The following is a 25,262-nucleotide window of genomic DNA, read 5'->3' as shown; positions in this document are numbered from 1 at the left end:
TGCATTTGACACAAAATGTGGTATAGTAAAATAAAGTTCTGCGGAGGCTGCTTTAGTTATGATGGATGATTGGGAACCTGGTCCTTTTCCAACGAAACCCGCATTTGATGACAATATGGAACCCGAGGCTCTTCCGTTATTGCCTGTACGGGATACTGTGTTGTTTCCGTATGTGGCTGCTCCTCTCTTTGTGAGCCGCGATCGCTCTATGAAAGCCGTGGAAGCGGCAGTTGCCGGTGATCAGCGCATTGCTGTTTTCACCCAAAGAGATCCCGAGGTGCAGGAACCTGGCATTGACGATCTCTATGAATTAGGCACGGAAGCAGTTATAGGTCGTGTCTGGCGCATGCCGGATCAAACTACTAGTGTCTTTGTCCATGGGCGCAGGCGCTTGCGCCTTTTGAAGCTAATCAAGACAGAGCCGTATTTGATCGCATACGTGCAGCCCGTTCTCAAGAACGTTGAGCCTTCCATCGCCACGGAAGCGCTTATGCGTGCTGTATTGACACTGTTTGAGAAGGTAGTACGGCTGAGCCGGAACATACCAGATGATGCTTTCGTCATGGCGATGAATGTCAATGAGCCAAATTGGCTGGCCGACCTGGTGGCCTCAAATCTAGATCTGGATGTAGCCAGCCGGCAAGAGCTATTGGAAACCGTTGACCCCTTGGCCAGGCTGGAGAAAATCAGTGTGTTATTAGCGAAGGAACTGGATGTGCTGGAACTAGAAAGCCGCATCCATTCGCAGGTGCAGCAAGAGGTGGACAAGAGCCAGCGTGAATACTTCCTGCGCGAGCAGATGCGCGTCATCCAGAGCGAACTAGGCGAAAGCGACCCCCTGGCTCGCGAAACTGCTGAATTGCAGCAGAGGATAGCCACAGCCCAAATGCCCGACGAAGTGCGCGAGAGGGCGGAAAAGGAACTCAGCCGCCTGGCAAGCATGCCCTCTGTCGCTCCAGAAGCCAGCATCATCCACACCTATATTGACTGGCTGCTCGATCTGCCGTGGGCCCAATGTACGGAAGATAATCTGGACATTGCCCATGCTACCGAAGTGCTAAACAAGAATCACTATGGATTGACAAGGGCCAAGGAGCGTATTCTGGAGTACATCGCAGTGCGCAAGCTTGCGCCAGAAAAGATCGGCACCACTATTCTCTGTTTTGTAGGGCCACCGGGAACTGGCAAGACCTCATTGGGCAAGTCCATTGCCGAGGCCCTTGGGCGAAATTTTGTGCGCGTTAGCCTGGGAGGAATCCGCGACGAAGCCGAAATTCGAGGCCATCGTCGTACCTACATCGGAGCATTGCCAGGTCGCATTATCCAGACGATGCGCCGCGCAGGCACAATCAATCCTGTCTTTATGTTGGATGAGATAGATAAATTGGGCATTGATTTCCGAGGTGATCCATCGGCAGCATTGCTAGAGGTCCTGGATCCAGAGCAAAATTATGCTTTCTCCGATCACTATCTGGAGGTGCCCTACAATTTATCCAAAGTGATGTTCATCACGACGGCGAACATTCTCGATCCCATTCCACCTGCGCTGAGGGATCGCCTGGAAGTCATTGAGTTTCCAGGGTACATTGAGGAAGAGAAGATCGAAATCGCGAGACAGTTCCTCGTGCCACGCCAGCTTGAGCAGCACGGGTTAAGTGGCCTTCACTTCCCTCGTCAGACATTGCGGCGCATGATCCGGGAGTATACATTTGAGGCTGGCGTGCGCAATCTCGAACGCGGAATCGCGACTATTTGCCGTAAAATCGCAAGACGGGTAGCAGAAGGCAAACAGCCGCCGCGTTATATCCTACCACAGAGTTTGCACAAGTACCTGGGCCCACCAGAGTTCTTGTATGGCGAGGCCGAAAAAGCGGATGAGGTAGGGGTAGCTACCGGTCTTTCCTGGACCGAAGCGGGTGGAGATACCATGGCCGTTGAGGTAACCGTAATGCCCGGTAAGGGCAATCTGCTGCTCACTGGCCAATTGGGAGAGGTGATGCAGGAATCTGCTCAGGCTGCATTGAGTTATGCGCGAGCACATGCGCAGGAATTGGGCATCAAGAACGTTGACTTTGATAAAGTAGATATCCATGTGCATGTACCCGAAGGCGCTATCCCCAAAGATGGGCCGTCCGCTGGCATCACTATTGCCACGGCGATGATCTCTGCCTTGACGCGACGGCCTGTCCATCGTGAAGTGGCGATGACTGGTGAGATCACCCTGCGTGGTCACGTATTGCCCATTGGTGGCTTACGTGAGAAGGTGCTTGCCGCATATCGAGCTGGACTAAAAACTGTGCTTCTGCCAAAGCGCAACCGAAAAGACCTCGTTGATATCCCGCGCAAAGTACAACGGGGATTGAATTTTGTTTTCGTGGAACGGATGGAAGAGGTTGTGCCAATAGCGCTAGTTTCATTAGAGCAGGACCAGAGACAGAAGCGCGTTGCTTCAGCTAAGAATAGGCGGAGTGTGGAAAGACATGATGCAGAGAGCAAGCCGTCGTAATCAGCCTTTGCGATCCATCCTTACCATCGTGCGGTTGACCAGTTGTGCTATGTTCCTTCTTGTTCTCACACTGACAGCCTGCGGCACAACGCCCACGCCAACCCCGCCAGCGAAGACGATTAGCTTTCCCGAGGACGTATTTGGCAGAGGCTTCTTGCCTGGCAAGACCTATTTGGACATCAAGCGAGAAGACACTGATTCCGATGGTCAGTTAGAGTGGGTGGTCTTCTATCGCTTTGATCAGGTGGGAGGGGGCGGACCGGTAGCAGCCCTGATTTACGATATTGTCGTTGACCCCGAAGTGCAATTGCCCATTGCTTACCCGTACAAATTGCGCACGCCCGATCAGAACTATCTGTCGCAGGATATACCTAACCTATCTTTAGCTGAGATTGTCCGAGAAGACGGCAATGTTCGTAAGGAGTTGGTTTTTAGCACCGAGACGGAACTCGTCTTTTTCCGTGTAACTCGTGACCCGAAGGGCCCGCCTGTGGACAACCCTCCTTTGTATCGCTGTATTGGCTTTTTCCGCAGCGATGGCGGCGTGAGTTTCAACCCTGGGAATCTCCAAGTTACTGTCACCAGTCGCGCTGGCTACGAGCGCAGTCAATTGGTTACAAGGCGTGAGTACAAGCCAGGCACTTTACCAGAAGCGGATGGCTATTTCCTGGCCAATACCACGACCTTGGTAGCGCCATTTGAATCGCGTGTTGACTTCCCAGAAGGGATACCAGCCACGATTCTAGATACCCCATACCCGGAGAAAATCGTCCTCGCTTTCTACCAGACGCTGGGCAAGAGCGATGCCCAGCCGGCTCTTGCGGACTATCTGAGTCCCCAGGCGGCAACCGAATTGACGCAGCTCAAGCTCAGATATGGCTCGCCGCTTCCTCCGGATCAAATACAGCGCGCGATCGTGCAGGAACTCAGTTATTACCCCACCCAGGAAGATTCCACGACGGCTCTTGTGACTGCTAAGGTCATCTTCCAGCCTAAGACCGGCCAGCCCAGCCCACTTATTGAGGTACGCTGGAGACTGGTCCGTATTGGGAATCGCTGGAAGATGGACTATGCTGAGCCTTCTTAACCGTCAGCGTGGTTTGGACGCATTTCATAGAAACAGAGCAATGTGCTCCCATACTTGCGCTGATCGGATAAGACTAGTTGGCTCAATTCGAGTGACGCGTATTCCTTGGGATGAATTTGTGCTATGACCAGTGCGCCCGGCGCCAATAGTGCCGAATTGTCCAACGCGTGGAGTGTCCTTGCCCACAATCCCTGGTATTGGGGTGGCGCAACGTAGATGATGTCAAAGGGGTCGCCCTTGTAGCTAGCGATGAACTTGAAGACATCGCGCCGCACCACCTGAGCGAGACTGGCTAGTTGCGTAGCGGCCAGATTGCGGTGGAGAGTAGCCAAAGCACGTTCGTCTCGCTCGACAAAGGTTGCCTCCTGTGCTCCACGGCTCAGCGCTTCAATGCCAACGCTCCCCGTTCCAGCGAACAAATCAAGGAAGCGTGCCTGCTGCACTCGTTCTGCTAGGATATCGAACAAGGCTTCCTTAACCCTGTCCGTGATGGGTCGTGTGGATTGCCTCGGCACGGAGAAAAGTCGCCGTCCTTTTGCTTCCCCCCCAATTACTCTCATTGCTTTTCGCTCTTTACTCTATGTCACTGGGAAAACGCAGATAATGCTTGGTAGCTGCCGAGTTGCTGTACACGCCGCGGTACTCGGGCGGGAGCAGCGCCGCGATCTGAGCCATGATTTCATCGGTTATCTCTTGGCGTATTTGGTGGGTTATCTGTGCGTTTCCAGGATTCAGGTAGAATCCCTGTCCTGCTACGATTCGCACCTCGGTACGGCGCAGATGACGTAAGTTCTGGAAGAACCGCTCTTGCCCATACACAACCAGGGGCAGGATAAGCATGCCAGGCGCACGGGAGGCAAGAAGCACGATGCCTGGGCGACCTCTTTGTAGACGGCCATGATGGCTGCGCGTGCCTTCTGGTGCCAATCCCAGCATCCCACCTCCGCGCAGCACGCGAAGCGCACTGCGCACGGCATTGAGGTCCAACTCGCCACGACGTATCGGGATAGTTCCCCAGGAATCGGCAATGAGCCTGGTAAAGGGGTTGGACCAGAGCTCTTGCTTGGCAAGGCCAGTGACCGAGCGTGGTAGTATCGTGTAGATCAGTAAAGGGTCAATGAAATTGATATGGTTTATAATTAAGAGGACCGGCCCAGTGCGCGGTATGCGCTCTAGTCCTTCTGTTTTCACTTTGAGCAGAATCTTGGTTGCTAATTGGATGACTTTGACCGAAATCCAGCGCACTATTCTCATTTTACTTCTCTACTTGGTGCTGTTCACTCGCTGCCAGAGAGCAGCAAAGGGTTTCTTGCGCAGCTTGACTTCCCACCAAACCCGCAGCCAGACGTACGTTCTGGCTATGAACAATAATAGCGTCCACCACAGTTCTCTGCCACTGCGAGCATATCGGAGAGCACTCCAAGCCCCGGCAATTGCTTCACGGCGAAATGACCTCATGCCTCTTGAGCTGTTCACATAGCGCTGTACATACCCACCCATAGAGCGAATTTTCTGTATCATCCAATCCCGGTAGGTGGTTGGATATTTGACATACACTAGAGCTTCTGGAGCATAGGCAGTGCGCCAGCCCTGTTCCCAGATGCGATGCGAGATGAGTCCGTCCTCTGCGAGCGAATCGGCGGGGATTGGGCTTACCAATGAGCGACGGAAGGCGTAGAGGTATCCAGAGCATTCTAGGAATTCCCCACAGCTGGCCCGCAATAGTCTCTGTTGGTGTGCTCCAGCATCTACGAGCACATGCGACCAATAGCCCAGCATCGTGCTGCGTGGGTTCACGGAAACCGGTCGCCCGCTCACAATGCCAACTTTGGGATCCGCGAATGCGGCTAAAAGCGCACCCACAGCGCCAGGGCCAACATAGACGTCGCCATCGCTCAGGATCATAATCTCCCCTTTTGCAGCGCTTAAGGCCAGGTTCAATGCGGCTGGCTTGCCCTCTGCATGGTCACGCAAGAGTCGGATATGTGCGTTCTGCGCTGCGTACTCTGCTACTACGGCAGCCGTCTCGTCGTCGGGACAAACCACCAACAGTTCGTAGTCGTCAGGCAAATCCTGCGCAAGAAAGGCTTCAATTGCCCGTCCGATGGTCTTTTCTTCGCGATAGGCAGTAATAATAATCGTGAGTTTCATACCCATTGTCCAAGTCAGTTGGTAGTTTAGCATACAATAGCAGCAGCACCAAGTACAGGTGAAGAGGGTTGGCATTCTATTTAGCTACAGGTATAATCGCATTGGCAAAAAAGGATGGACAAACAGACCCTCGAACGGCTTAAAGTAGATAGAATACATATTGCTCCCCGAGCACTTGAGCGGTCGCCTTTAGAAGTTCAGCATCATTACTCTCACATTTGGGCCCCACTCGACGAGCTGCTGGGTCAGTTGCGCATCTTCCCCTCCGGGTTGGCACGCTTCTGGCTTCAGCAACCCGGTGGTCATGTCGTGCTCACGCAATTGCCCTCTGGCTACGTGGTCGGAGAGCAAAGGCTGAAGCAGAGTATGTTGCTTCATGTCGCTTATGTAAGGCTGTCTGATTGGGTCAATGACCCACTGGAAGCGCTGGTTCCTATAGGGCATTTGGTTGACCACTTGCTGGGGAGCGCGGGAAGCGAGGAAGGACCTTGGCTTTCTGAAGGGGGAGGAATTAACCCTGCTTTGCAGAAGGTTGGCGCCAGTATAGTCGAATTGTTCTCGTTGGGATACAGCTTTGACGCAGAAGCGTGTCGCGATGCTCGTACTTACTTTGCTCGTTCCTTGGCCCTGTATCTGCGCGATCGACGCGCCTTAAATATAACTGACCCGGTGATGGAGAGGCTGCTGCGAACTACCCTGTTTGCAGATGCTTTTTGGCGTTGGCTGGAGAAAAGGAATTAAACTCAGCAATAGCCCGCTCTTTGCCATTACATCCGCTTTTACAGTACGTATATGCCAGACCTCTGGCCCTCAGTCAAAGACGACTACCTCCTTCCCTGTGAGTTTCTCCACAATCTTGGCCGCGATGAGCTCCATGTGCGAGTTATACTTGACAAAATCTAAGTTGTCAGAAGGTACGGTCAGCACTGGACATAGCGAGAAATGCTCAATCCACTCCTCGTAAAGCTGATTCAACTGTTCGAGGTACTCAGAGGAGACGTCCCGCTCGAAATCGCGTCCACGCATGCGAATGCGCTGCATCAGGGTGGGAACGGAGGCACGCAGGTAAACCACCAGGTCTGGCGGAGGTAGAAACAATGTCATCGCTTCGTACAGTTCGCGATAGGTGTGGTAATCGCGCTCGGTCATGTGCCCCTGACGGTACAGGTTTTCGGCGAAAATCTCGGCATCTTCGTAGACGCTGCGGTCTTGTACCACCGTGCCTGGTCTGTCGAGGATTTGGCGAAGGTGGCGCAGGCGGCGCGAGAGGAAGAAGATCTGCGAATGAAAACTCCACTGGCGCATGTCCTTATAAAAGTCAGCCAAATAAGGGTTGTCATCTACGGCTTCGTAGAAAGCTTCCCAGCCCAACCTTTCGCTCAGCAGTGCGGTGAGCGTTGATTTACCCACTCCGATATTCCCAGCCACGGCGATAAACTTTTTCATCACCAACCTCCTCGCTTATGCATGCGGTGGGTTGCAGCCTTTTCGAATCCTGGCCAGGTAGGCTTCTTCCAAACTGATGCCCATGTCATTGGCCAATCGGAGCAAGCAAGCCAAAGAACCAGCCAAGCGCTCCTTCAGAGTGGCGATGCGCTCTTGCAGAGCGCGAGCCTGAGCTTCCTCGTGATTGCCAACTTGCTCCAGCCATTTCTCTTGTGTGGCCCAGACTTGCCCCAATTCGTTGGCGATGTTGCCTACCTCTGCCTGCAGAGCAATGAAATCACGGTATAGGTTCCCTTTGGTTCCAGTTTCTTGATCTGCTGCACGATGCCAGTATTGCAAATCGCTCAAGCGGCGACGCCGTCCTTCGATGATAGCTCTGCCTCGCTCCTGTGCTGGTGTCTCTATCTCCAACAGGGGACGTTGATGCGTGCCCGTGCCCAGCGCTGACCTGATGCGTTCCAGCACATAGGCTAGGTCTTCTTCCTTGCGCACGATATTGAGCTCGTTTGTGTCAATGGTGAGCACTGGTGCTTGATTATAGTTGGCAAAGAAGGACTCATACGCTTGCATCACAGCGGCTAGGTACTCGCTCGACATGGCACGCTCGTAGGTACGGTCTCGCACAGCGATACGCTCTAACAGCACATCCAAGTTTGCCCGCAAATAGACCACTAGGTCGGGCAGAGGTATTTTTTCGGCGAGCACGCCATGGAGCATTTCGTAGACTGCTAGTTCGCTGCCGGCAAGGTTCAAGCGGGCGAAAAGTTGATCTTTGGCGAAGGTGTAATCACTGACCAAAGAGGAATGCTGTAGCACTTTGGCAATGACATCATGCTGCTGGCGATAGCGACTCAATAAGAAGAAAATCTGCGTTTGAAAGGCATATTTCTCGCGGTCAGTATAGAATTTGCTGAGGAATGGATTCTCTTCAAAGACCTCGAGGAGCAATTCTGCATCCAGTTGCTTGTGAATGAGTCGCGCCAGTGTGGTCTTCCCTACACCGATGGGGCCTTCGATAGCCACGTAATATCTCTCGGGCACAGAAATCTCCTTCCCAAATGCGATCGTTGGCTGAATCGAGGAGGCATCCGTAATTTAGTATCCTCCCTGGTGGTGATTCTCTGACACATAGGATAGTACACCCTCAGGCAAATGTCAAAAACACTGCACTCACTGCATTACTCATGCCACATCGCTTATTCCTTAGCAGTACAGTCCTGATCCGACTTTAGAAGGGAGAGGACGTACCCTTGATGTCTGAGGTCAGGAAGCTTCGTCAATTGACATGTATGTGCTGAAGTGTATAATGTGCAGCAGCGCGTCTCAAATCTGACAAAGGAGGGTCACATGTACAAGTTTGGATCCGAGGAGTGGGTCAAAGCACTGCAAGAAGCGATTAACGCCAGCGAGGCCTATGCAGAAGCGGCTAAAACCTGGGAAGGGGATTTTTATTTCATCGTTGAACCAGGCGGACCGATTGAAAAAGAGCTGGTCATGTATATGGATTTGTGGCATGGCAAGTGCCGCGAAGTCGGCGTATATGAGGACCGTTCGGCCAAGACGCCCGCGTTCGTGATCAGTGCCCCGCTCAGCGTATGGCGTAAAGTGATTGATAAGAAATTGGATCCCATCCAGGGCATGATGACGCGGCAGATGAAGCTCCAAGGTGACATGGTCAAGATCATGAAAGCGGTCAAAGCAGCCAAAGAATTGGTTGAATGTACGACCAGGGTCCCGACCGAATTCCCCGAGTAACCTCAGTTTTTGATTGCTAAGGCTGGTTGTAGAACAGCAGTAAGGAAAACCAGCAGGGTGCACAACAACCTAAGGTGTTATCCTGTAGCGATGTACTTCTAGGAGGGAAAGCAGAGTGTGGTACTTTAATAGCCCCTTGATTGTCTTCGGCGAAGAGGCATTAAGCGAATTAACCCGCATCGAAGGGAAGAAAGCATTCATCGTGACCGATGCCAATATTGCCCGGTTGGGCTACGTGGAGATGGTCGCGCAACAACTGCGCGCAGCGGGATTAGAGTATCGAGTCTTTGCCGAAGTAGAGCCTGATCCTTCGCTGCAGACCGTGAGAAGAGGTGCAGACCTCATGCGCGAGTATGAACCGGACTGGATTATCGGCTTGGGGGGAGGATCTTCCATGGATGCGGCGAAGGCCATGTGGGTACTCTATGAGCATCCCGAGTTGGTGCCTGAGGGAATCAATCCGGTCGAACCGCTCAAGTTGCGCCAAAAAGCGCGGTTGATCACGATCCCGACTACGAGCGGCACTGGTGCTGAGGTCACCTGGGCGATTGTGCTGACCGATACGCAAGAGCAACGCAAATTATCACTTGGCTCACGTGAAAACATGGCCGACATGGCAATCGTGGATCCGGTGTTTGTCGCCGGATTGCCTCCGCAGATCACTGCCGATACTGGTATGGACGCCCTGACGCATGCAGTTGAGGGCTACACGACTGCCTGGCATAATGACTTCTGCGATGGTCTGTGCCTGATGGCGACCAAGCTGGTTTTTGATTATCTGCCGCGTGCGGTAGCCAATGGCAGGGACACGGAAGCGCGGGAGAAGATGCACAACGCTGCTTGTATCGCTGGCTTGGGCTTTGGCAATTCCTTAGCAGCGATGGCTCATGCAATGGGGCACTCCTTAGGCGCCGTTTTTCACATGCCCCATGGACGCGCTGTGGGTCTGGTCCTGCCCTACACGGTCGAATTCACAGGCAATGTGATAGCCGACCGCTACGCAGATATCGCTCGTTTTATCGGCCTCACCGTAGCATCACCAGAGGAAGGTGCGCGAGTACTGGCAAACCAGATCCGCAATTTAGCCAGGAACATCAACCAACCGCTGTCACTGCAAGATGCTGGTATTACCACACAGCAATTCGAAGCCGCTTTACCCAAATTGATCGAAAATGCCGAAAGCGATGCCACATTGGTGGCCAGTGCACGCATTCCTGACAGAGCAGAATTAGAGCGCCTTTACCACTATGCGTTTGCAGGCAAGCCAATTGACTTCTGAAATGTAGACCACGGGATACTGGGCTGTTTGTCTCATGCCTCATATCCTTTCGTTTGGCTTTGTGGCATCCTGACCATTTGCCAAGGAGGACAACATGCACGGTTTCATGGGCAAGTTGCTGGTCGTAGACCTAAGCAACGGTCATATTTCCACTTTACCACTGGATGAACGAGCCGCGCGGCAGTTTGTTGGTGGAGCCGGTTTGGCTTGCCACTACCTTTACGATCGTGTTGACCGCAATACCGATCCACTTGGTCCAGAGAACCCACTGATATTCATGACTGGGCCACTCGTTGGAACGGCAGCTCCTTTGTGTGGGCGCTATGTGGTCTGTGCCCGCTCCCCCCTAACTGGCCTTTGGGGTGAGTCAAACTCTGGTGGCCGCTTTGGTCCGTACCTGCGCTTCTCCGGATACGATGGCATATTGTTCACCGGCAGAGCGCCTTATCCAGTGTACCTTTTCATTTGGAATGGAGGGGCAGAGCTCAGGGATGCCAGGGGGCTCTGGGGCAAAGACTCGTATGAGACGCAAGCCGCCATCCGAGATGAGCAAAAGCAATTCCAACTTAGTATTGCCTGCATCGGCTTGGCAGGCGAGAATTTGGTCAAGTACGCTGCCGTGATGAATGATTGGGGCCGCGCAGCGGGACGCACTGGGATGGGTGCGGTGATGGGCGCAAAGAACCTGAAAGCAATCGCTGTTGGCGGTGATTTCCAGGTGCCGCTGGCCGACGAGGCGAAATTCAAAGCCGCAGCCCAGGCAGCGGCCGAGGAAATCAAAGCGGATGTCAAGGCACAATTTCTCGCTGCAGGCGGTACAGCTTCTGCGATTGACACGACGATGTGGATAGGCGATGTGCCCAGCAAGTACTTTACTATGGCCTTGTGGGAACCTGTGTCCAATCTAAGCGGTGCAACAATGGCCGAAACCATCCTTATGGGCAGAAAAGCCTGCTATCGCTGCGTCGTGGGCTGCGGTCGGGTGACGAAAGTAACAGGCAAACACGTGACAGAAAGGATTGATGGACCAGAGTACGAGACGGCGGTTGCTTTTGGCTCGTTGATCCTCAGCGATGACCTGCCCGGAGCGGCTTATGCCAGCCATTTATGTAATGTATACGGGCTGGACACAATTAGTGCAGGCGTAACGATTGCCTTCGCTTATTATTTGTACGACCAAGGAATTATTTCCAAGGCCGATACTGGCGGCCTGGAATTGAGATGGGGCGATATCGAAACCGCTTTGACCCTAGTTGAACAAATTGCTAGCCGTAAGGGTTTTGGAGCAGTGCTGGCTGAAGGGTCGCGTTACTTAGGTCGCAAGTATGGCGTTGAGGATTTAGCAGTGCAGGTTAATGGGCTGGAAGTGCCCATGCATGAACCGCGTGCGTTTACAGGTATGGCCTTGGTCTATGCCACTTCGCCCCGAGGCGCCTGTCACAATCAGGGTGATATGTACCTGGTAGATCTGGGTGCTCCAGTGCCTGAACTCGATATCCAGATTGGCAACCGCCTGGAAAGTTCGGAGGAGAAAGCACTGATGACCGCTCGGGTCATGAACTGGCGTAGTCTTTACAATTCGCTGATTATGTGCGTTTTTGGCAATCCGCCAGCAAACTATATCCTGGACATGCTCAATAGCGCTACCGGTTGGGACTTGCAGCTAAGCGATCTCCTGCCTCTTGGGGAGCGCGCTTTTAACCTCAAGCGTCTGCTCAATGGCAAGTTGGGCCTGACGGCTGAGAATGACCGCTTGCCCAAACTACTGCTACAACCGCTGCCCGGCGATGCCGTAGAGACACAGGTGCCTGATATGGATGTGCTGCTACCTGCATACTATCGGGTGCGCGGCTGGGACCGACAAACAGGTATGCCTACTCGTGCCAAGTTGCAAGAGTTGGGCTTGGAAGACCTAGCTTGGTAAGTTCGTGAGTTTGACCAAGTGTCCCATTTCGAGTACAATAATTGTGTCTGCCCCCATCGTCTAGAGGCCTAGGACACAGCCCTTTCAAGGCTGCGACGGGGATTCGAATTCCCCTGGGGGCATTTTTCGTATCACTACGCGCCGTGGCAGAGAGGACAATCCCTGTGCGGAAGATTCTTATTTTGATAACCCTCATCCTTTTGCTCACGGCCTGTGGAGACGAGGCGAGACCAACCACAACTCTGCAGCCTACCTATACCCCTTTGCCCACCTACACACCCTACCTCTCCAACACACCAAGCCCTACCGACACCCCAGTGTTCTTGCCCGCTTTGCAGGGCTGGCAGGAAGCGCAAGTTGTGCAGGTCCATGATGGGGATACAACCGAGGTCCTGATCCTTGGCCAGGCATATCGAGTGCGATATATTGGCATCAATGCGCCTGAAGAGGGTGAATTATGTTTCGAAGAAGCGAGGCGTTTTAATACCTATTTGGTCACACGCCTGGGCAAGATTGTTTACTTAGAAAAGGATATCAGTGAAACCGATCAGTATGGCAGGTTGCTGCGTTACGTGTGGGTTGCAGGATCGGATGAGTATATCATGGTCAACGCCGAACTAGTGGCTATGGGCTATGCCAGGGCCATCGCATATCCGCCGGATGTAAAGTACCAAGCACTTTTGACGCAGATGGAGCAACAAGCACGCCAGGCGGGTCTCGTAGGGTGCTGGCCCACAGCAACTCCTACGGTTACGCCCTCGGCTACGCCTCAGAAAGCCACGGCTACCGTTACAGCTCAGGCAGCTACAAGTACACCCACACTTTCAGCGGGCTGTCCTCAAGGATGCATCACGCCACCACCGGGCTGCGTGATTAAGGGTAATATCAGTTCAAGCACGGGAGAGAAGATATATCATATGCCCGGCCAGCGTTACTATGACCAGACGACTATCGATCCCAGCAAGGGAGAACGCTGGTTCTGCACTGAGGAAGAAGCAATCGCCAACGGCTGGCGGAAAAGCAAAAGATAGTATGGTGCACTTTGCTTTTGCGCTTTTATTACTATAATTTGCGTTAAGCAAAGGAAAGCCAAGCATGGACGCCCTATATCGACTTGTGCTGAGGTTCTGTGATCTTCTTGGACTTGATCCAGCCACCAGCGCAATGGTGCTGGCGGCGACAGGATTTGTGGCGCTGGTTGCGGCAGGGATGCTTCTCCTGGCCCGCGGCATGACCAACGTAGGGGAGGGTCTTGATCGCGTCCTTGAGGGATTGCAACGCCTTTTGATGGGGCTCTTTATGTTGGGCACGGCGCTGCTGCTTGCTCTGGCTATCTATTGCCTCACCCGGGGCACACTCGTCCATATCGGACGCTGAGCGCGCAAATTCCTTCTCTTGGTGTTATTGCCACGTATTTAATGCTGCTGCCACCGAATAAACGATAAGCAATTGCCCACAAACATACGCAACCCAGATGACATCGTTCACTGACCTCCAGGTATGACCACGGATAACCCAGTTGCCCAGGATAAGGTCAGAGGACAGAAATAGCCATGTCCCCAGCGCCAGAGGCACGAAGCGCGTATTGCCAATCGCCAAGATCATGGCTAATGCAACCATGAGCCCAATCAGCAAACTGTAGGCCAAACTGCCAATATTAATTGCTTTGCTCCCACCAGGTTTGCGCACATAGGCATACCATGCCCATAGGCAAAATCCGAGCATTGCGAGCAGTAGAATGATAATGTAAGCGCTTATGTGGATCAAGCGGGAATGGAACCCTAGGTTCAGAAACGCGGCAATGTAGAATAGGTGGCCAATGCCGAATTCGATCATGCCAAAGATAAGCCGGTTGGGCACTGGTATCAGTTCTGCCATGATCAAATCACCGACAAAACCGGCAACCATGCCCAAGAAGATTAGGGTGGCGTAGCTCTGAAAGGGTGTCTCGCGTGCGCCTACCTGCCAACCCAGAAAAGCGGCCAACACCAACAGTGCCGACAGGAGCATCCGCAATGGGCGTGGCAGGCGACCTGTTTCCTCTTTGTTCAGTTTGCCAAAGAAAAGTCCACCCGCAAGCAAAGCAAGTTCTAAAGCGAACAGCGCGTACAGAAACCAGTTGAAGGGATAGCGATAGGGTAATGGGAACATGCGGCACCTCCCACAGCGCAAGTGTAGATCTTACTGCGTTGAGGCAACGCACTAGACGCTCAACTTTTAGGGAATATATTATGCGAAAATTATACACCGATCGTGTTAGGCATGTAAAGCGCCAATGAGAGAGTTGAAAAAGTCCTTTCTTGTCAACCCAAACCACAATATGTATTAGCCATTCATTAACTATCACGCAACATGAAGACATTTCTTCAAGTAACTGATATGTTTTTCAACACCTCCTTTTCATGGTTTTGCATTTTCTTGCATTTGTGCTAAAATGAAATCCTTAAAGGTTTGCTATAAGCAACCTTTCCGCCCCAGGCTGTTCTGTTCGCCCAACAGGACAGACCTGCGGCAATCCCGAGGAAAGGAGGTGTGACGATGCCAGAATACGAACTGGTCTTTATCGTCCAGCCTGAGATGGAAGAAGAACCCCTTACCACGCTGGTAAACAAGGTTTCGCAAACCATTAGCGATCTCCAAGGCCAGGTTCGCCAGGTCGAGCCTTGGGGCAAACGTAGGCTGGCGTATCCCATCAAAAAGCATCGGGAAGGTTTCTATTACTTGATGCTACTAGAACTGCCTGCATCGGCTGTGCGCAGCCTGGACAGAGCTCTACGGTTGATGGAAGACGTGATTCGCTATCTGATCGTACGCAAAGACGAAACGAGCACACCATAGTTCGTGGTGATGTTATCCTAAGGAGGTTAACTTGACTACCAATACAGAGGGGGAACAGCGAGCAGCACGAACACGACGTCCTGCTCCTGTACAACAAGATATGGAAAGAGACCAACGCCCAGGGTTTTACCGACCGAGTCCTCGTCGGCAATGCCCTTTTTGTGCGAACAAGTCTCTGACCATTGACTACAAAAAGGTTGATCTGTTGCAGAACTATATCACAGAGCGGGGTAAGATTGCGGCCCGGCGTAGCACTGGCCTTTGTGCTAAGCACCAGCGTTGCCTAGCTGTGGCCATCAAGCGTGCACGGCATCTGGCGCTACTGCCCTTTGTTGCTGAACTAGTTCGCAAAGGTTAGCACTGGGCGAGCTTGAATGTGGGTTCGCAGCCACCGTTTTGCGGCTGCGAACCCGATCTTACTCTTAGCATAAATTCGAGGCAAATGAATGGCCAAAAAAGGTAAGCCAACCGAGGTCTTGACGAGAAAACAAATGTCGAAAAGGGAACGCGAAGCACAACAGCGGCGAATTCTGTATGCAATTGCTGCCGTAACTGCCCTCACTGTGTTGGCAGTGCTAGGTTTTGGCTTCTACCAGGAATACATAGCGAAGCCTTCCGCACCCATCGCTTTGGTGAACGACAAGCCTATCTCCACGAGGGACTATCAAGCGATGGTCAAGTATCGGCGTTTTGAATTGGCAAGCATGGCCAACAGGATACAATATCAATTGTCGCTTCTAGACCCTACTGCGGAGGAGCAGCAATTCCTTGTCCAGTATTTCCAACAGCAGCTTCAGCGAATCCAATTGGAACAGGCAAACGTACCGATGGCCGTTTTGGACAGTATGATTGATGATGAGTTGATCCGGCAGGAAGCTGCCCGTCGCAATATCACCGTCACGCCTGAAGAGCTACAGGAGGAAATTGAACAGCAGTTCGGCTACCAACGCAACCCACCTACTCCAACGCCGACACCAATTACTGCAACCCTCACGATCACAGTAACTCCGACCCCTACGGAAGCACCAATGACCTTGGAGGAATTTCAGACGAACTACAACCAGTACGTCATTGCCGTGCGCAAGAACGCGGGGATGAGCGAAGCAGCCTTTCGTCGTCTGTTCGAATCAAGCATATACCGACGCAAGCTTGAGGAGGCGCTTGCTGCGGAAGTACCCACGACAGCGGAGCAGGTCCATGCACGGCACATCCTGGTGGAAACAGAGGAAGAAGCACAGAAAGTGAAGGAACGCCTTCAGGCAGGCGAGGATTTTGCCGCTTTGGCCAAGGAACTTTCAAAAGATACAGGCTCTGCCAGCGAGGGTGGCGATCTGGGTTGGTTCCCACGCGGCGTGATGGTCACTGCATTCGAGGAAGCAGCGTTTGCCCTTCAGCCAGGGGAAATCAGCGATATTGTACAGACAAGTTTCGGATACCATATCATCAACCTTATCGAGCGCGATCCCAACCGGCCCCTGGATGAAGACTTTCTGGCACAGAAGAAGGCCTCTGCGCTGGATGATTGGCTTGAGCAACAGCGGAATTCAGAGGCGGTCAAGCGGTACTGGTCTTCCGACAAAGTACCGCCGATCAAGTAATGCAACAGCAAGCCAGAAAATGAAGAGGATAAGGCACCCTTAACCTGATACGTTCAGCAGCAGAGACAACTTCTGTCAGATGCATGGTCATTTTGACAATACGAGCAATCTCGTATAAAATAGAATTGGTTCGCCGAGGTAGCTCAGATGGTAGAGCACTTGACTGAAAATCAAGGTGTCCCCAGTTCGATTCTGGGCCTCGGCATGCAGGCGGAAGTGGCTCAGCGGTAGAGCATCTCCTTGCCAAGGAGAGGGCCGCGGGTTCGAATCCCGTCTTCCGCTCCAGGAATGCTTCAACGCAGAGACTGTAATGAACATCTCTGTGGTAAGTTCTTCCAAGGCGACGTAGCCAAGTGGTTAAGGCAGGGGTCTGCAAAATCCCGATCGTCGGTTCAATTCCGACCGTCGCCTCTGTGATAGTGGCTGATAGCGTGTACGCTATCAGCCCTTTGCTTTGGGGCGGTGGCGAAACGGCAGACGCTGCGGACTTAAAATCCGCTGGACGTTGAGTCCATGAGGGTTCGATTCCCTCCCGCCCTACTGAAAAACTCTTTCTACGGAACGTTCTTGATCAGGGTCAGGTCGCCTGTGCGGGCCGCTTCCAGAATGGGCGCCATGTACTCGTCAACCATCTCTGCTGTCAGTGGCACAGGCATGTTCTCCAACTTCATCTTGAGTTGTGGATCTTTGGCTGCAGTCAGCGCACGCTCGATATGCTCTTGGGTGAAGCCCTTGACCTCTCCCAAAGTGGTCGGGAAACCAATGCGTCGGCTGAGCTCCATCATCGCTTTGGCCACAGCCATGCCCAACTCGCGTCCACTGAGCGCATCTATGTCGGCATCGGTCAGGCCAGCCTCCTTGAAAATGTTACCCACAATGCGCAGTGGCTCCTCCACGGCTGGAGCGAAGAAAACGACATAGTAGGGGTTCATGATCGCACACGCTCGACCGTGGCTGAGGATGTCCACGAGCGAGAAACTGGTGAGATGCCCGCCATTGGTGCCACCTAACATAATGGAATAACCACCCAGATCGGTGGCCAGACCCAACGCAGTGCGTGCCTCCATATCATGGGGATTCTTCACCGCGCGCTCGACATAGTTCACCACCAGGCGAATAGCCTCGCTGGCTACCTCCACCATCTTGGAGTAATAGGGTTTCCCCACTGCTCCTATGAGTACTTCCAGCGCATGCGCAACGCCATCCAACGCCCCATCCGCTGTGAATCCTGGCGGCATGGTCTTGGTCAGTTCGTAGTCAAAGAGCGCTCGGACGGGCACAATCGCATCATCCACGATCAATTTCTTCTGCCCAGTGTGCACATCCGTGATATTGGAATATTTGGTCAGGTGCGCCCCGGAACTGGCCGCTGTCTGGATGGCAACTACCGGGGTGAGTTTCTTGCCGGTCTGGCGCAGCTTCTCCGTTACCCTGCCCGTGCCAAAGTACTCATCAATTTCACCACCTAGAGTACGCAATACTTCGGCAGCCTTGGTGGCATCCAGGGTACTACCACCACCCAGGCATACGATGACGTCGGGATTCAGCGCCTTAAGTTCGGCTGTGATACGGAAGAGGTCCTCGCGCGGCGCATTGGGTGCAGCCCCTTCGATTGTTCCAAGCAGCTCAACACCGGCTGCCTTCAGCGAATCTTCGATCCTCTGGATGAGCACTTCATTGCCAGGGAACACAGTATACACCAGAGCAGCCCGCTTGCCTAGCTCGGCGGTCAGGCTTCCTATTTCGTCCAGCACGCCCAAGCCGTATACGTAGCTATCCCCCTTGAACTCGCGCATCAATTCTCTTGCTTTCTCAAAATCTGACATGTTTTTCCCTCCCTTATTCCTCTCAGCGGCGGCTCACTAGCCGCTGCACAAAGTGATCGTAACTATCTGCGAACTGCTTTAACGTATTGTAAACAGGCGGCCAAGCAGCTACCGCTGCCTCATCTTCCAAAGTCAAAACCTTACTGGGTTGGAAACATTCCTCTTCATCCCGTACCCAATTTGTATCCGCTACATAATAGGCCTGTTTGAAAATCTCGCTGTGAGTCAGGACATCGAGCACGTGGGACGGCACCGGCTCGTGAATTCGATCGGCATCTAGTTCTATCTCGGGTTCCCTATCGAAAGCATGGCGCACATCGGGAAAGACGGTAATGATGCTGGTGCCGACTGTCTCCGTCACGTCTGGACATGCACTGGGCAGGCGCTCGTAGCCTGGGCTATCCTTATAGACTCGCAACGATGCGACAAGGGGTTTGATACGCTTTAGGTCATAGCCTCGCTCTTCGAGCAACTTGTGAAGTTTCTTGACCACTGCTACGCCCGACCAGGCGGCTGCTTCTAATGCATCGGCTTGGCTGATGCCATGCGCAGCCAATTCGGGGAGTTTCCCCAACAACTCGTCGCGCACAGGATAGGCCAAGCGACCATTCATCTCGGTCAGCGTAGCGAAGATCGCCTGCCCCTCGCGAATGGCAGCCGCGAAACGTAGTTGCTGGAAAAGGCCAAAATTGACCGTGATATTGACGCCGATGCCCTTGCTGGTAAGAGCCCGACACGCTTCCAGGCCAGCCAGCGTACCCGGCAATTTGAACACGACATTGGGCACCCCACCGTCCAGTCGCGCTCTCAATTCCTCGTAGATAGCCGTCGCATCTGCGATCATGGCCTGTGCATCGCCGTGCTTCTTGGGATTGACTTGCAAGCTCACGCAACCCATACCGCCTTCCGTCACGAGGAAGATGGGACGCAAGAGACGCATATTCGCCAGTACGACCTCCAATGTAGCCAGCCGCGCTAGTTCTTCGGCACTGGCCTGGGGATTAGCCATGACGAGCTGATCCATGATTGGATCCCAATAGGCAGGGTCTGCATCCCACGCAACATCCACCAGGACAGGATTTGTCGTCACAAAGGAGGCTCCTAGGTACATCGTGTACTTGAGGAAAGCAGCATAGTCATTCCCCAACTCAGTGCAATTGAGTCCTGTTACGCGCATCTCGGCCATCCTGCGCAGATTGCTCTGGCGGAAAGCCTCAGCCATGTTGCGGATGTATTCACAAATCGCGCCACCCACCAACTTCTCGGCCTCCGCCTCCGGCTGCACTGCCTTCTCAGCTACGAACCTGGCCTTGGCCATATTTCTCCATTCAGCCTGGAGTTCACGCGCTGCTGACGGGCACAGAGCCTCCCAATCGGTCAAAAGCCGTAAGTTGGCAGTGATTTCATCCTGAACCTCTGCATCCGTCAAAACCTGTTCCCCATGAAGGTCTGCGTTCTGCAAGTTCCACTTTGTCAGCATAGAGCTCAAGTCAAGTATTAGATGGGTCAAAAACGAGATACAGTTTCTCTGGAAGTCTTGACCATCCTCGGCAAGCCGGCCGGAGAGAAGCTGACGCAACTGGCGCAATTGCGCAGGTAGTTCCCTTGGGCGCGAGAAGAATAGCAAGTAATCCGCGGCTTCTTCGCTCTGCCCAACCTCAATCATGTGCACAACGTCGCTCAGGGCAAAAGAGCGCTTTTGCTGTAATTCCTGTGCAATTTGTGCCTCTAAATACGTTCGAAGTTCCATGTGTGATCTCCTTTGTATTAGAAGTCGAGTATGACGCTTGGTACTATTCCCATCACCTCGCAAATGGTGCGAGATGCTTCGCAAAATGAGCCTGCAATAATGCGAAATACTGCTCTTCTTTATTTCGCAGCGCACTCAGCAAGCGCTCGCGGAAGCGATAGCTCCCGTCCGCGTTTCTCTCGGTCAATACAGAACCAAAGGTGACATGCAGCACCTGCCGCCCATCGAAGAGGTCTAACACGCTGGCAAGCTCCATATCTGGCAATTGATCGGCTATGGGCACCTTGCTTACATCAGCGGACACGTGGTAGGTCGCCTTATCCGTGGCATAGCGTTCCCGCGCAAAGGCCAGTATTTCCCTGAAAAGTGCCGGAGCAATATCCGCTATTGCTCGCAGAGCCTCCAAGTAGCTCGTGCCAGCCGTCTTGACATGGGCCCGACCACCAGCGCATTGCGCGATGATCAGATAGATGCTGAACTTATCTGAACCAGAGTGGAGGCTGAGCTTGTAAGGCCCAAGGGCTTGGGCAACTGCAACATGCTGCCTGAACTCTGCCTCAAAAGCACCCAAATCGCCGATATAGTCTACGCCTTTCTCAAAGCGCCCCACGAAGCGCGGGGCCAGGCTCACCCAACGCACTCCCAGCCGCTGCAATTCACTGGCCACAAAAAAGTGTTCCTCGGGCGAAGTGGGGGTTTCCGTCTCATCCACGGAAATTTCCAATTCAAAGCCTCGCCCCTCGCGTTGGTTTACTCTTTCCACAAGGTAGCGGTACATCTGCACAGTATGGGCGATGGCTCGTCCATACTTGGCCGCCGCTCGCCAGAGACCTGCTCTGTCGAACACAAGTACAGTATCCTGCAAGCTAAAGGACCGCCCCAGATAACGCCGCTCCATATCCTGCAGTGTGTCCTCGAGAATGTCCCAGGGTAGGGTATGTACCTTGGTCGTCAGCTCTGCGGCTGATGCTCTTTGCGCGTCATTGTCCACATGGTCACCGGGATCGATGGTAAAGAAAGTATAGCCAGCAGCAATAAATGGATCAAAATCGGCGGCGTTTTTAACGTGGTCGGCATCTGCACCCCAAGGTTCCCGCCAGCCTTCCTGGAAGGTGCCCCACATTGCCTCATCGAGCACCTGCTGGGGATTACGTCCGGTGCGCGTATTTTCGCGCACCGATTGTTGAGCAAAGATCGGTGCAATGTCCTTACCATAGACAGCACGCACATGGCCTGGAGTAGCCAGGCCGAGGCGGTCACCTAAACCGAATGACATTTGCAGACCTAGCGGTACTGGCTGCAACCAGGGCAACCGTTCGCGTAGAGCCGCGGCATTCGCTGCTGAGAGCGGGCAAAGCCAGGTGTCGTTTGTCTTCGCTGTGGCTTCAAATTCAGATGCATCTCCGCGAACGCCAAGCCATTTCTGCCCTGTGTGGTCATCGCGGGCAAGGAAGAAAACAGTCTCAGCAGCTTCGACGATCGAGCGCGGATACACAGTGAAAGCGTTCATTCCCTCCACTCCCATGTCAATCCTCCATCTGATCAAAACGATAGGCGCGCTTGGCCAGGCCGTACGCCATCTCCCTCATCATCTCCGCAGCCTCATCTTCCTTGATAATGTGTCGCGCGACGAGACCTGCCAACCAGTTCGCGCTGGCTCGACGCCACAGATCATGACGCGCCGGGATGGAGGGAAAAGCACGCGTGTCGTCGTTGAAACCAACCGTATTGTAGATCCCAGCCGTCTCCATTACCTGATCAAAGTAGCGCTGCATGCCATTGGGACTGTCGTAGAACCACCAGGGAGGCCCGAGTTTCACGGCGGGATAAAACCCAGCCAGAGGCGCCAACTCCCGCGCGTAGGTCGCTTCATCAAGGGTGAACAGGATCAGGGTTAGCCGCGTGTCGTGGCCATATTTGTTCAGCAAGGGACGCAAATTCCGTGTAAACTCGCTTGAGATAGGAATATCTGCTCCCTTGTCCGGACCAAAGCGGGTGAAGATGACAGTACTATGATCGCGGAGAGAGCCTGGATGGAGCTGCATCACCAAGCCATCTTCTACGCTCATACGGGCGCTTTCGATTAACATGTGCGCAATGAAGCGGCGGCTATCGTCGGTTGTGGCCTGGCCACGCAGGGCGCGTTGAAAGATCGCCTCGGCCTCAGAGGGGCTTAGCTCGGCAGTGTAGGCTGATTCAGCCGCGTGGTCAGTCGCTTTGGCTCCCATGCGCTTAAAAAAGGCCCGGCGCTCCTCCAAGGCTTGAATAAAGGTGCTGTAAGAATGCACGGTGATGCCACTGACTTCGCTCAGTTCGTTGATATGAGTCTGCCAGTCGGGTGCTGCCAGATTGATCACTGCGTCGGGGCGGAATGTGGGTCGGATGTCGCCCTTCCAGCCAGAAGCTCGAATGGTCTGATGGTGCTGCAAGGTATCCGTGGCGGCATCAGTGGTACAGAGCACCTCGATATTGAATTGTTCAAAGAGGGCTTTAGGACGAAACGCGGGGGTTGCTAACTTGGCCTCGATCTGGTCATAGATACGCTGTGCAGTCTCGCCATTCAATCGCTCTTCGATGCCGAAAACGTCGTGTAGTTCCTGACTGAGCCAGATGCCCGTGGGCGTACCACGGAAGAGATAAAAGTGCTCAGCAAAAATCTGCCAGATCCTGCGGTGGTCCTTTTCCACCGGGCCACCGTCCGTGCGAGGGATGCCCAGGGCTTCCAGAGGAATACCTTGCGAATACAACATACGGAACACATAGTGGTCGGGGATGATCAGCATCTCGGCCGGCGAGCCGAAGGTAGCATTCTCATTGGCGAAGAGTTGGGGAGATACGTGGCCGTGTGGGCAGATCAAGGGCAAATCGGCCACCAACTTGTACAACCCTCGTGCAATGCGTCTCTGTGTTGGATCAGGATCAAAAAGTCGGTCTTCGTGTGGTTGCCATTCAGAATGCCTCATAATTGTGCCTTCCGTTTCGTTTGTGACCATTCGCGTGCGGCTTGTAGCATGGCATCAATGTTCTCAGGCGGAGTGCCTGGCGATACCCCACCGCCGAAGGAAAGGATCATGCCTCCTGCACCGCCTTTGTCCAGACATTCTTTAGCACATCGCATCACATCTGCGGGTGTGCCATATACACCTACCTCCAGCGGTGGTACGTTGCCCATGAGCGCGACGCGATGACCAATCCTGTTTTTGACTTGACCGATATCCATCTCATGGCTGAAATTAAATACATCAAAGTTGGCTTCGACCAGGCTATCCAGTAAATGCGGGCAAGGAGTATCGTTATGATAGACTCGGATCAGCCCTTGAAATTGGTCGAAAATACGGCGCAAGTGTGGCGCGATCAACGCCTCGTAATCCTGTTTCGAGACCATCCCAATCACGTCATCTAACACCATAATGCCTTCTGCCGCCCGAAGCATGTCGAGTTGCGCCTGCAACCAGTGGATGATGGTCGTGGTTAACACATCCAGAAAACGCGCGACCAAACCACGTTCTATTGCCACTCCGATCATGAGTGAAGTCATTCCGACCAGCCAAGATGCCACGGTCATCGGTCCGCGCGCACAGACCATTTTGATGCCCAAACCTTCAGCTTGCAAGCGTTTTTCCATAACTTGGTAAAGGTGGAGTACCAAAGGCATCAGTCCATCTTCTTTTGGATTAGCTGGTTTCACGGCTGCCCAAAAAGCAAGGTCAGTTACCAAAGGCTCGATTGAAGGAGGGCGATCTGGATAAAAGCGCAGCCGAGCACCAAAGGCGGAGGGTTCAGTAGCCATTCCAAATTCAACCCAGAAACCAGGAATCCAGACGGCATCGGGAAAGCGTTCCAACAAGCCTTTATTAATTTCTAGCCACTTCTCAGGGAAGAGAAAATAATCTCGTGTGTCAATGCCCGCATAGCCTGGTAGCCAAGGGCTATCCACGATGAAAGCAACAGGAATTTGCTCTGGCGATCGCAGTTGTGCTGCTTGCTTAAATCGCTCCCAGGGTGCATCCATTATATCTATGCTCCGTAATGTCGATATCTTTGGACGACCTCAAACATCGCAAATATGTTGTCATCGGGGGTGCCATAGTCCATATTGATGCAGCAAATTCCAGCTTGTTCTAATGGGCCAGCAGCCAATAACAGCTTCTCCGTATCTTCAGCAATCTCCTTGGGGGTACATTGCAACATGCGTATCGGACTGAGCCGCAGGCTGAAAAAGGCTTGGGGCAGTACTTCGCGGCAGCGTCTTACGTCAGAACCCCATCCAACATCGAAAAATATCGCGGGCAATCTTGCGTAGTCAGGCGCAAAGTAGTGCATGTTATCGCCACAGTGATGGATGCCAAAAGGCTGGATCCGCTCAGCCATGCGTTGCTCTACAGGCAGGTGCAGTTCTCGGTAACTCTGAGGTGAGATCATCTGCACTGAGCAGTTGGCATGAAGGAAAAGCCCTCGCTCTACATGTTCTACCATGCGGTTAACTGAAACAGAGCAACTACCCGTTCTCTCGCGTACATATAAAGCAACATCTACAATCAGTTCTCCAATGATATGGAGCAGGTGCTGGATGCGCCTAGGAGCCTGATAAAAATCCACGAAAAGATCCTGACTATATAGATGGTAGGCTGCATTCAGGAGTCCATCGGTATTGACATCGCCGATTAAATAGCCATACTCTGCTTCGAGTTTGTCCATATCCGCAATGAGGCAGGCCATAGGCCACATCTTAGGCCAATCAGGCTTTTGCATGGTTTCAACCTGTGCACTTGATAAGCCAAGTGTTTTCGGTTGAGGGGCAGCATTGGGTGCAAAGAGGATATCCACTCCGAGCAGCGCAGGGATAACAAAGCCTCCCGCAACATGTAAAGAACCTACTATAGGACGAGGTTGTGGGGTGCACTCGCCCATGCCCAAATCGCTATAGCGCTCGTAGAGCACACGTCGCATCGTTATGTCATTGCGGATACGGGTTTCAGCGTCAAAATAGAACGATTCGTCGAATGAAATCCCTGCTATGTGATACCACCAATTGGAATTGAAAACTAGTTCAACTGGCAGGAATTGATCAGCAGTGACACCCATTTACATTACATAGCCCT

The 25,262-nt window shown here is 53.1% G+C and carries 23 protein-coding genes and 5 tRNA genes; 16 read left to right on the top strand and 12 right to left on the bottom strand.

Going from position 1 to position 25,262, the window contains the following annotated elements; genetic code table 11:
• Nucleotides 1-61: 61 nt before the first annotated feature.
• Both lon and H5T67_08660 read left to right on the top strand, forming a co-directional pair.
• Nucleotides 62-2,506 carry an endopeptidase La gene (gene lon / locus H5T67_08665; GenBank protein MBC7245387.1) on the top strand — a complete coding sequence of 815 codons (2,445 nt, stop codon included), beginning with the start codon at nucleotides 62-64 and terminating at the stop codon, nucleotides 2,504-2,506.
• Nucleotides 2,481-3,593 carry a hypothetical protein gene (locus H5T67_08660; protein ID MBC7245386.1) on the top strand — a complete coding sequence of 371 codons (1,113 nt, stop codon included), beginning with the start codon at nucleotides 2,481-2,483 and terminating at the stop codon, nucleotides 3,591-3,593. The genes lon and H5T67_08660 overlap by 26 nt, the downstream gene beginning before the upstream one ends.
• Here the strand turns inward: H5T67_08660 and rsmD are convergent.
• The 3 genes from rsmD to H5T67_08645 are packed head-to-tail and all read right to left on the bottom strand — an operon-like array spanning nucleotide 3,590 to nucleotide 5,744.
• A complete protein-coding gene (rsmD, locus tag H5T67_08655; protein ID MBC7245385.1) occupies nucleotides 3,590-4,153 on the bottom strand; it encodes a 16S rRNA (guanine(966)-N(2))-methyltransferase RsmD in 564 nt (187 codons plus the stop codon). The two genes, H5T67_08660 and rsmD, sit on opposite strands and share 4 nt — an antisense overlap.
• A gap of 13 nt (nucleotides 4,154-4,166) precedes the next feature.
• On the bottom strand, nucleotides 4,167-4,847 hold the full coding sequence (locus H5T67_08650) for a 1-acyl-sn-glycerol-3-phosphate acyltransferase (protein MBC7245384.1): 681 nt from the start codon (nucleotides 4,845-4,847) through the stop codon (nucleotides 4,167-4,169).
• Between the two features lie 9 nt (nucleotides 4,848-4,856).
• Nucleotides 4,857-5,744, bottom strand: coding sequence for a glycosyltransferase (locus H5T67_08645; protein MBC7245383.1), 888 nt, complete (start codon nucleotides 5,742-5,744; stop codon nucleotides 4,857-4,859).
• Nucleotides 5,745-5,858: 114 nt separating this feature from the next.
• Here H5T67_08645 and H5T67_08640 point away from each other — a divergent pair, with 114 nt between their 5' ends.
• Entirely contained in the window at nucleotides 5,859-6,485 is a 627-nt protein-coding gene (locus H5T67_08640; protein MBC7245382.1) for a hypothetical protein, read from the top strand.
• A gap of 69 nt (nucleotides 6,486-6,554) precedes the next feature.
• Here the strand turns inward: H5T67_08640 and H5T67_08635 are convergent, their stop codons facing one another.
• The gene (locus tag H5T67_08635) at nucleotides 6,555-7,190 is read right to left on the bottom strand and encodes a deoxynucleoside kinase (protein MBC7245381.1); all 636 of its coding nucleotides are present in this window, start codon (nucleotides 7,188-7,190) and stop codon (nucleotides 6,555-6,557) included.
• A 15-nt stretch (nucleotides 7,191-7,205) separates the two neighbouring features.
• On the bottom strand, nucleotides 7,206-8,231 hold the full coding sequence (locus H5T67_08630) for a deoxynucleoside kinase (GenBank protein ID MBC7245380.1): 1,026 nt from the start codon (nucleotides 8,229-8,231) through the stop codon (nucleotides 7,206-7,208).
• Nucleotides 8,232-8,537: 306 nt separating this feature from the next.
• Between H5T67_08630 and H5T67_08625 the strand changes: the two genes are divergently transcribed.
• From H5T67_08625 to H5T67_08600, 6 genes are all read left to right on the top strand, one after another.
• On the top strand, nucleotides 8,538-8,945 hold the full coding sequence (locus H5T67_08625; protein MBC7245379.1) for an SCP2 sterol-binding domain-containing protein: 408 nt from the start codon (nucleotides 8,538-8,540) through the stop codon (nucleotides 8,943-8,945).
• Between the two features lie 115 nt (nucleotides 8,946-9,060).
• The gene (locus H5T67_08620) at nucleotides 9,061-10,224 is read left to right on the top strand and encodes an iron-containing alcohol dehydrogenase (GenBank protein MBC7245378.1); all 1,164 of its coding nucleotides are present in this window, start codon (nucleotides 9,061-9,063) and stop codon (nucleotides 10,222-10,224) included.
• Nucleotides 10,225-10,318: 94 nt separating this feature from the next.
• Nucleotides 10,319-12,148 carry an aldehyde ferredoxin oxidoreductase family protein gene (locus H5T67_08615; protein ID MBC7245377.1) on the top strand — a complete coding sequence of 610 codons (1,830 nt, stop codon included), beginning with the start codon at nucleotides 10,319-10,321 and terminating at the stop codon, nucleotides 12,146-12,148.
• 49 nt (nucleotides 12,149-12,197) lie between these two features.
• Nucleotides 12,198-12,270, top strand: a tRNA-Glu gene (locus H5T67_08610).
• Between the two features lie 42 nt (nucleotides 12,271-12,312).
• Nucleotides 12,313-13,179: a thermonuclease family protein gene (locus tag H5T67_08605; protein MBC7245376.1), complete on the top strand. Its 867-nt coding sequence runs from the start codon at nucleotides 12,313-12,315 to the stop codon at nucleotides 13,177-13,179.
• A gap of 64 nt (nucleotides 13,180-13,243) precedes the next feature.
• Entirely contained in the window at nucleotides 13,244-13,525 is a 282-nt protein-coding gene (locus H5T67_08600) for a hypothetical protein (protein ID MBC7245375.1), read from the top strand.
• A 24-nt stretch (nucleotides 13,526-13,549) separates the two neighbouring features.
• Here the strand turns inward: H5T67_08600 and H5T67_08595 are convergent, their stop codons facing one another.
• On the bottom strand, nucleotides 13,550-14,299 hold the full coding sequence (locus H5T67_08595) for a lysoplasmalogenase (protein ID MBC7245374.1): 750 nt from the start codon (nucleotides 14,297-14,299) through the stop codon (nucleotides 13,550-13,552).
• 387 nt (nucleotides 14,300-14,686) lie between these two features.
• On the opposite strand from H5T67_08595, the gene rpsF reads away from it, so the two are divergent.
• The 7 genes from rpsF (at nucleotide 14,687) to H5T67_08560 (ending at nucleotide 17,124) form a co-directional block, all read left to right on the top strand.
• Nucleotides 14,687-14,986 (top strand): 30S ribosomal protein S6, encoded by a 300-nt coding sequence (rpsF, locus tag H5T67_08590; GenBank protein MBC7245373.1) that lies wholly within the window; start codon nucleotides 14,687-14,689, stop codon nucleotides 14,984-14,986.
• Nucleotides 14,987-15,086: 100 nt separating this feature from the next.
• Nucleotides 15,087-15,344: a 30S ribosomal protein S18 gene (locus H5T67_08585; protein ID MBC7245372.1), complete on the top strand. Its 258-nt coding sequence runs from the start codon at nucleotides 15,087-15,089 to the stop codon at nucleotides 15,342-15,344.
• Nucleotides 15,345-15,813: 469 nt separating this feature from the next.
• Complete coding sequence (locus tag H5T67_08580; GenBank protein ID MBC7245371.1) at nucleotides 15,814-16,584, top strand: peptidylprolyl isomerase; 771 nt, start codon at nucleotides 15,814-15,816, stop codon at nucleotides 16,582-16,584.
• Nucleotides 16,585-16,716: 132 nt separating this feature from the next.
• Nucleotides 16,717-16,789: transfer RNA gene (locus H5T67_08575), tRNA-Phe, on the top strand.
• A gap of 5 nt (nucleotides 16,790-16,794) precedes the next feature.
• Nucleotides 16,795-16,869 (top strand) — tRNA-Gly (locus H5T67_08570).
• Nucleotides 16,870-16,923: 54 nt separating this feature from the next.
• Nucleotides 16,924-16,995, top strand: a tRNA-Cys gene (locus H5T67_08565).
• A 45-nt stretch (nucleotides 16,996-17,040) separates the two neighbouring features.
• Nucleotides 17,041-17,124, top strand: a tRNA-Leu gene (locus H5T67_08560).
• A 14-nt stretch (nucleotides 17,125-17,138) separates the two neighbouring features.
• Here H5T67_08560 and H5T67_08555 read toward each other — a convergent pair.
• Genes H5T67_08555 through H5T67_08530 form a run of 6 tightly spaced genes read right to left on the bottom strand, consistent with a single transcriptional unit; the run spans nucleotide 17,139 to nucleotide 25,245 of the window.
• Complete coding sequence (locus H5T67_08555) at nucleotides 17,139-18,410, bottom strand: iron-containing alcohol dehydrogenase (GenBank protein MBC7245370.1); 1,272 nt, start codon at nucleotides 18,408-18,410, stop codon at nucleotides 17,139-17,141.
• A 22-nt stretch (nucleotides 18,411-18,432) separates the two neighbouring features.
• A complete protein-coding gene (locus H5T67_08550) occupies nucleotides 18,433-20,160 on the bottom strand; it encodes a hypothetical protein (GenBank protein ID MBC7245369.1) in 1,728 nt (575 codons plus the stop codon).
• A 52-nt stretch (nucleotides 20,161-20,212) separates the two neighbouring features.
• Nucleotides 20,213-21,685 carry a tagaturonate epimerase family protein gene (locus tag H5T67_08545; GenBank protein MBC7245368.1) on the bottom strand — a complete coding sequence of 491 codons (1,473 nt, stop codon included), beginning with the start codon at nucleotides 21,683-21,685 and terminating at the stop codon, nucleotides 20,213-20,215.
• Nucleotide 21,686: 1 nt separating this feature from the next.
• Entirely contained in the window at nucleotides 21,687-23,123 is a 1,437-nt protein-coding gene (gene uxaC / locus H5T67_08540; protein MBC7245367.1) for a glucuronate isomerase, read from the bottom strand.
• Entirely contained in the window at nucleotides 23,120-24,172 is a 1,053-nt protein-coding gene (locus tag H5T67_08535) for a uroporphyrinogen decarboxylase family protein (protein ID MBC7245366.1), read from the bottom strand. Before H5T67_08535 ends, uxaC begins: the two co-directional genes overlap by 4 nt.
• 5 nt (nucleotides 24,173-24,177) lie before the next feature.
• Nucleotides 24,178-25,245 carry a hypothetical protein gene (locus H5T67_08530; protein MBC7245365.1) on the bottom strand — a complete coding sequence of 356 codons (1,068 nt, stop codon included), beginning with the start codon at nucleotides 25,243-25,245 and terminating at the stop codon, nucleotides 24,178-24,180.
• Nucleotides 25,246-25,262 lie beyond the last annotated feature (17 nt).

Source organism: Chloroflexota bacterium (assembly GCA_014360905.1).
Classification (GTDB): Bacteria; Chloroflexota; Anaerolineae; order UBA2200; family UBA2200; genus JACIWX01.
The sequence above is the reverse complement of the archived record's forward strand: the minus strand, read 5'-3'. Positions and strand labels throughout refer to the sequence as shown.

Coding starts and splice junctions, on each gene's coding strand:
- lon (MBC7245387.1), top strand. CDS start 62: ATGGATGATTGGGAACCTGGTCCTTTTCCAACGAAACCCGCATTTGAT.
- H5T67_08660 (MBC7245386.1), top strand. CDS start 2,481: ATGATGCAGAGAGCAAGCCGTCGTAATCAGCCTTTGCGATCCATCCTT.
- rsmD (MBC7245385.1), bottom strand. CDS start 4,153: ATGAGAGTAATTGGGGGGGAAGCAAAAGGACGGCGACTTTTCTCCGTG.
- H5T67_08650 (MBC7245384.1), bottom strand. CDS start 4,847: ATGAGAATAGTGCGCTGGATTTCGGTCAAAGTCATCCAATTAGCAACC.
- H5T67_08645 (MBC7245383.1), bottom strand. CDS start 5,744: ATGAAACTCACGATTATTATTACTGCCTATCGCGAAGAAAAGACCATC.
- H5T67_08640 (MBC7245382.1), top strand. CDS start 5,859: ATGGACAAACAGACCCTCGAACGGCTTAAAGTAGATAGAATACATATT.
- H5T67_08635 (MBC7245381.1), bottom strand. CDS start 7,190: ATGAAAAAGTTTATCGCCGTGGCTGGGAATATCGGAGTGGGTAAATCA.
- H5T67_08625 (MBC7245379.1), top strand. CDS start 8,538: ATGTACAAGTTTGGATCCGAGGAGTGGGTCAAAGCACTGCAAGAAGCG.
- H5T67_08615 (MBC7245377.1), top strand. CDS start 10,319: ATGCACGGTTTCATGGGCAAGTTGCTGGTCGTAGACCTAAGCAACGGT.
- H5T67_08600 (MBC7245375.1), top strand. CDS start 13,244: ATGGACGCCCTATATCGACTTGTGCTGAGGTTCTGTGATCTTCTTGGA.
- H5T67_08595 (MBC7245374.1), bottom strand. CDS start 14,299: ATGTTCCCATTACCCTATCGCTATCCCTTCAACTGGTTTCTGTACGCG.
- rpsF (MBC7245373.1), top strand. CDS start 14,687: ATGCCAGAATACGAACTGGTCTTTATCGTCCAGCCTGAGATGGAAGAA.
- H5T67_08585 (MBC7245372.1), top strand. CDS start 15,087: ATGGAAAGAGACCAACGCCCAGGGTTTTACCGACCGAGTCCTCGTCGG.
- H5T67_08580 (MBC7245371.1), top strand. CDS start 15,814: ATGGCCGTTTTGGACAGTATGATTGATGATGAGTTGATCCGGCAGGAA.
- H5T67_08555 (MBC7245370.1), bottom strand. CDS start 18,410: ATGTCAGATTTTGAGAAAGCAAGAGAATTGATGCGCGAGTTCAAGGGG.
- H5T67_08550 (MBC7245369.1), bottom strand. CDS start 20,160: ATGGAACTTCGAACGTATTTAGAGGCACAAATTGCACAGGAATTACAG.
- H5T67_08545 (MBC7245368.1), bottom strand. CDS start 21,685: ATGGGAGTGGAGGGAATGAACGCTTTCACTGTGTATCCGCGCTCGATC.
- uxaC (MBC7245367.1), bottom strand. CDS start 23,123: ATGAGGCATTCTGAATGGCAACCACACGAAGACCGACTTTTTGATCCT.
- H5T67_08535 (MBC7245366.1), bottom strand. CDS start 24,172: ATGGATGCACCCTGGGAGCGATTTAAGCAAGCAGCACAACTGCGATCG.
- H5T67_08530 (MBC7245365.1), bottom strand. CDS start 25,245: ATGGGTGTCACTGCTGATCAATTCCTGCCAGTTGAACTAGTTTTCAAT.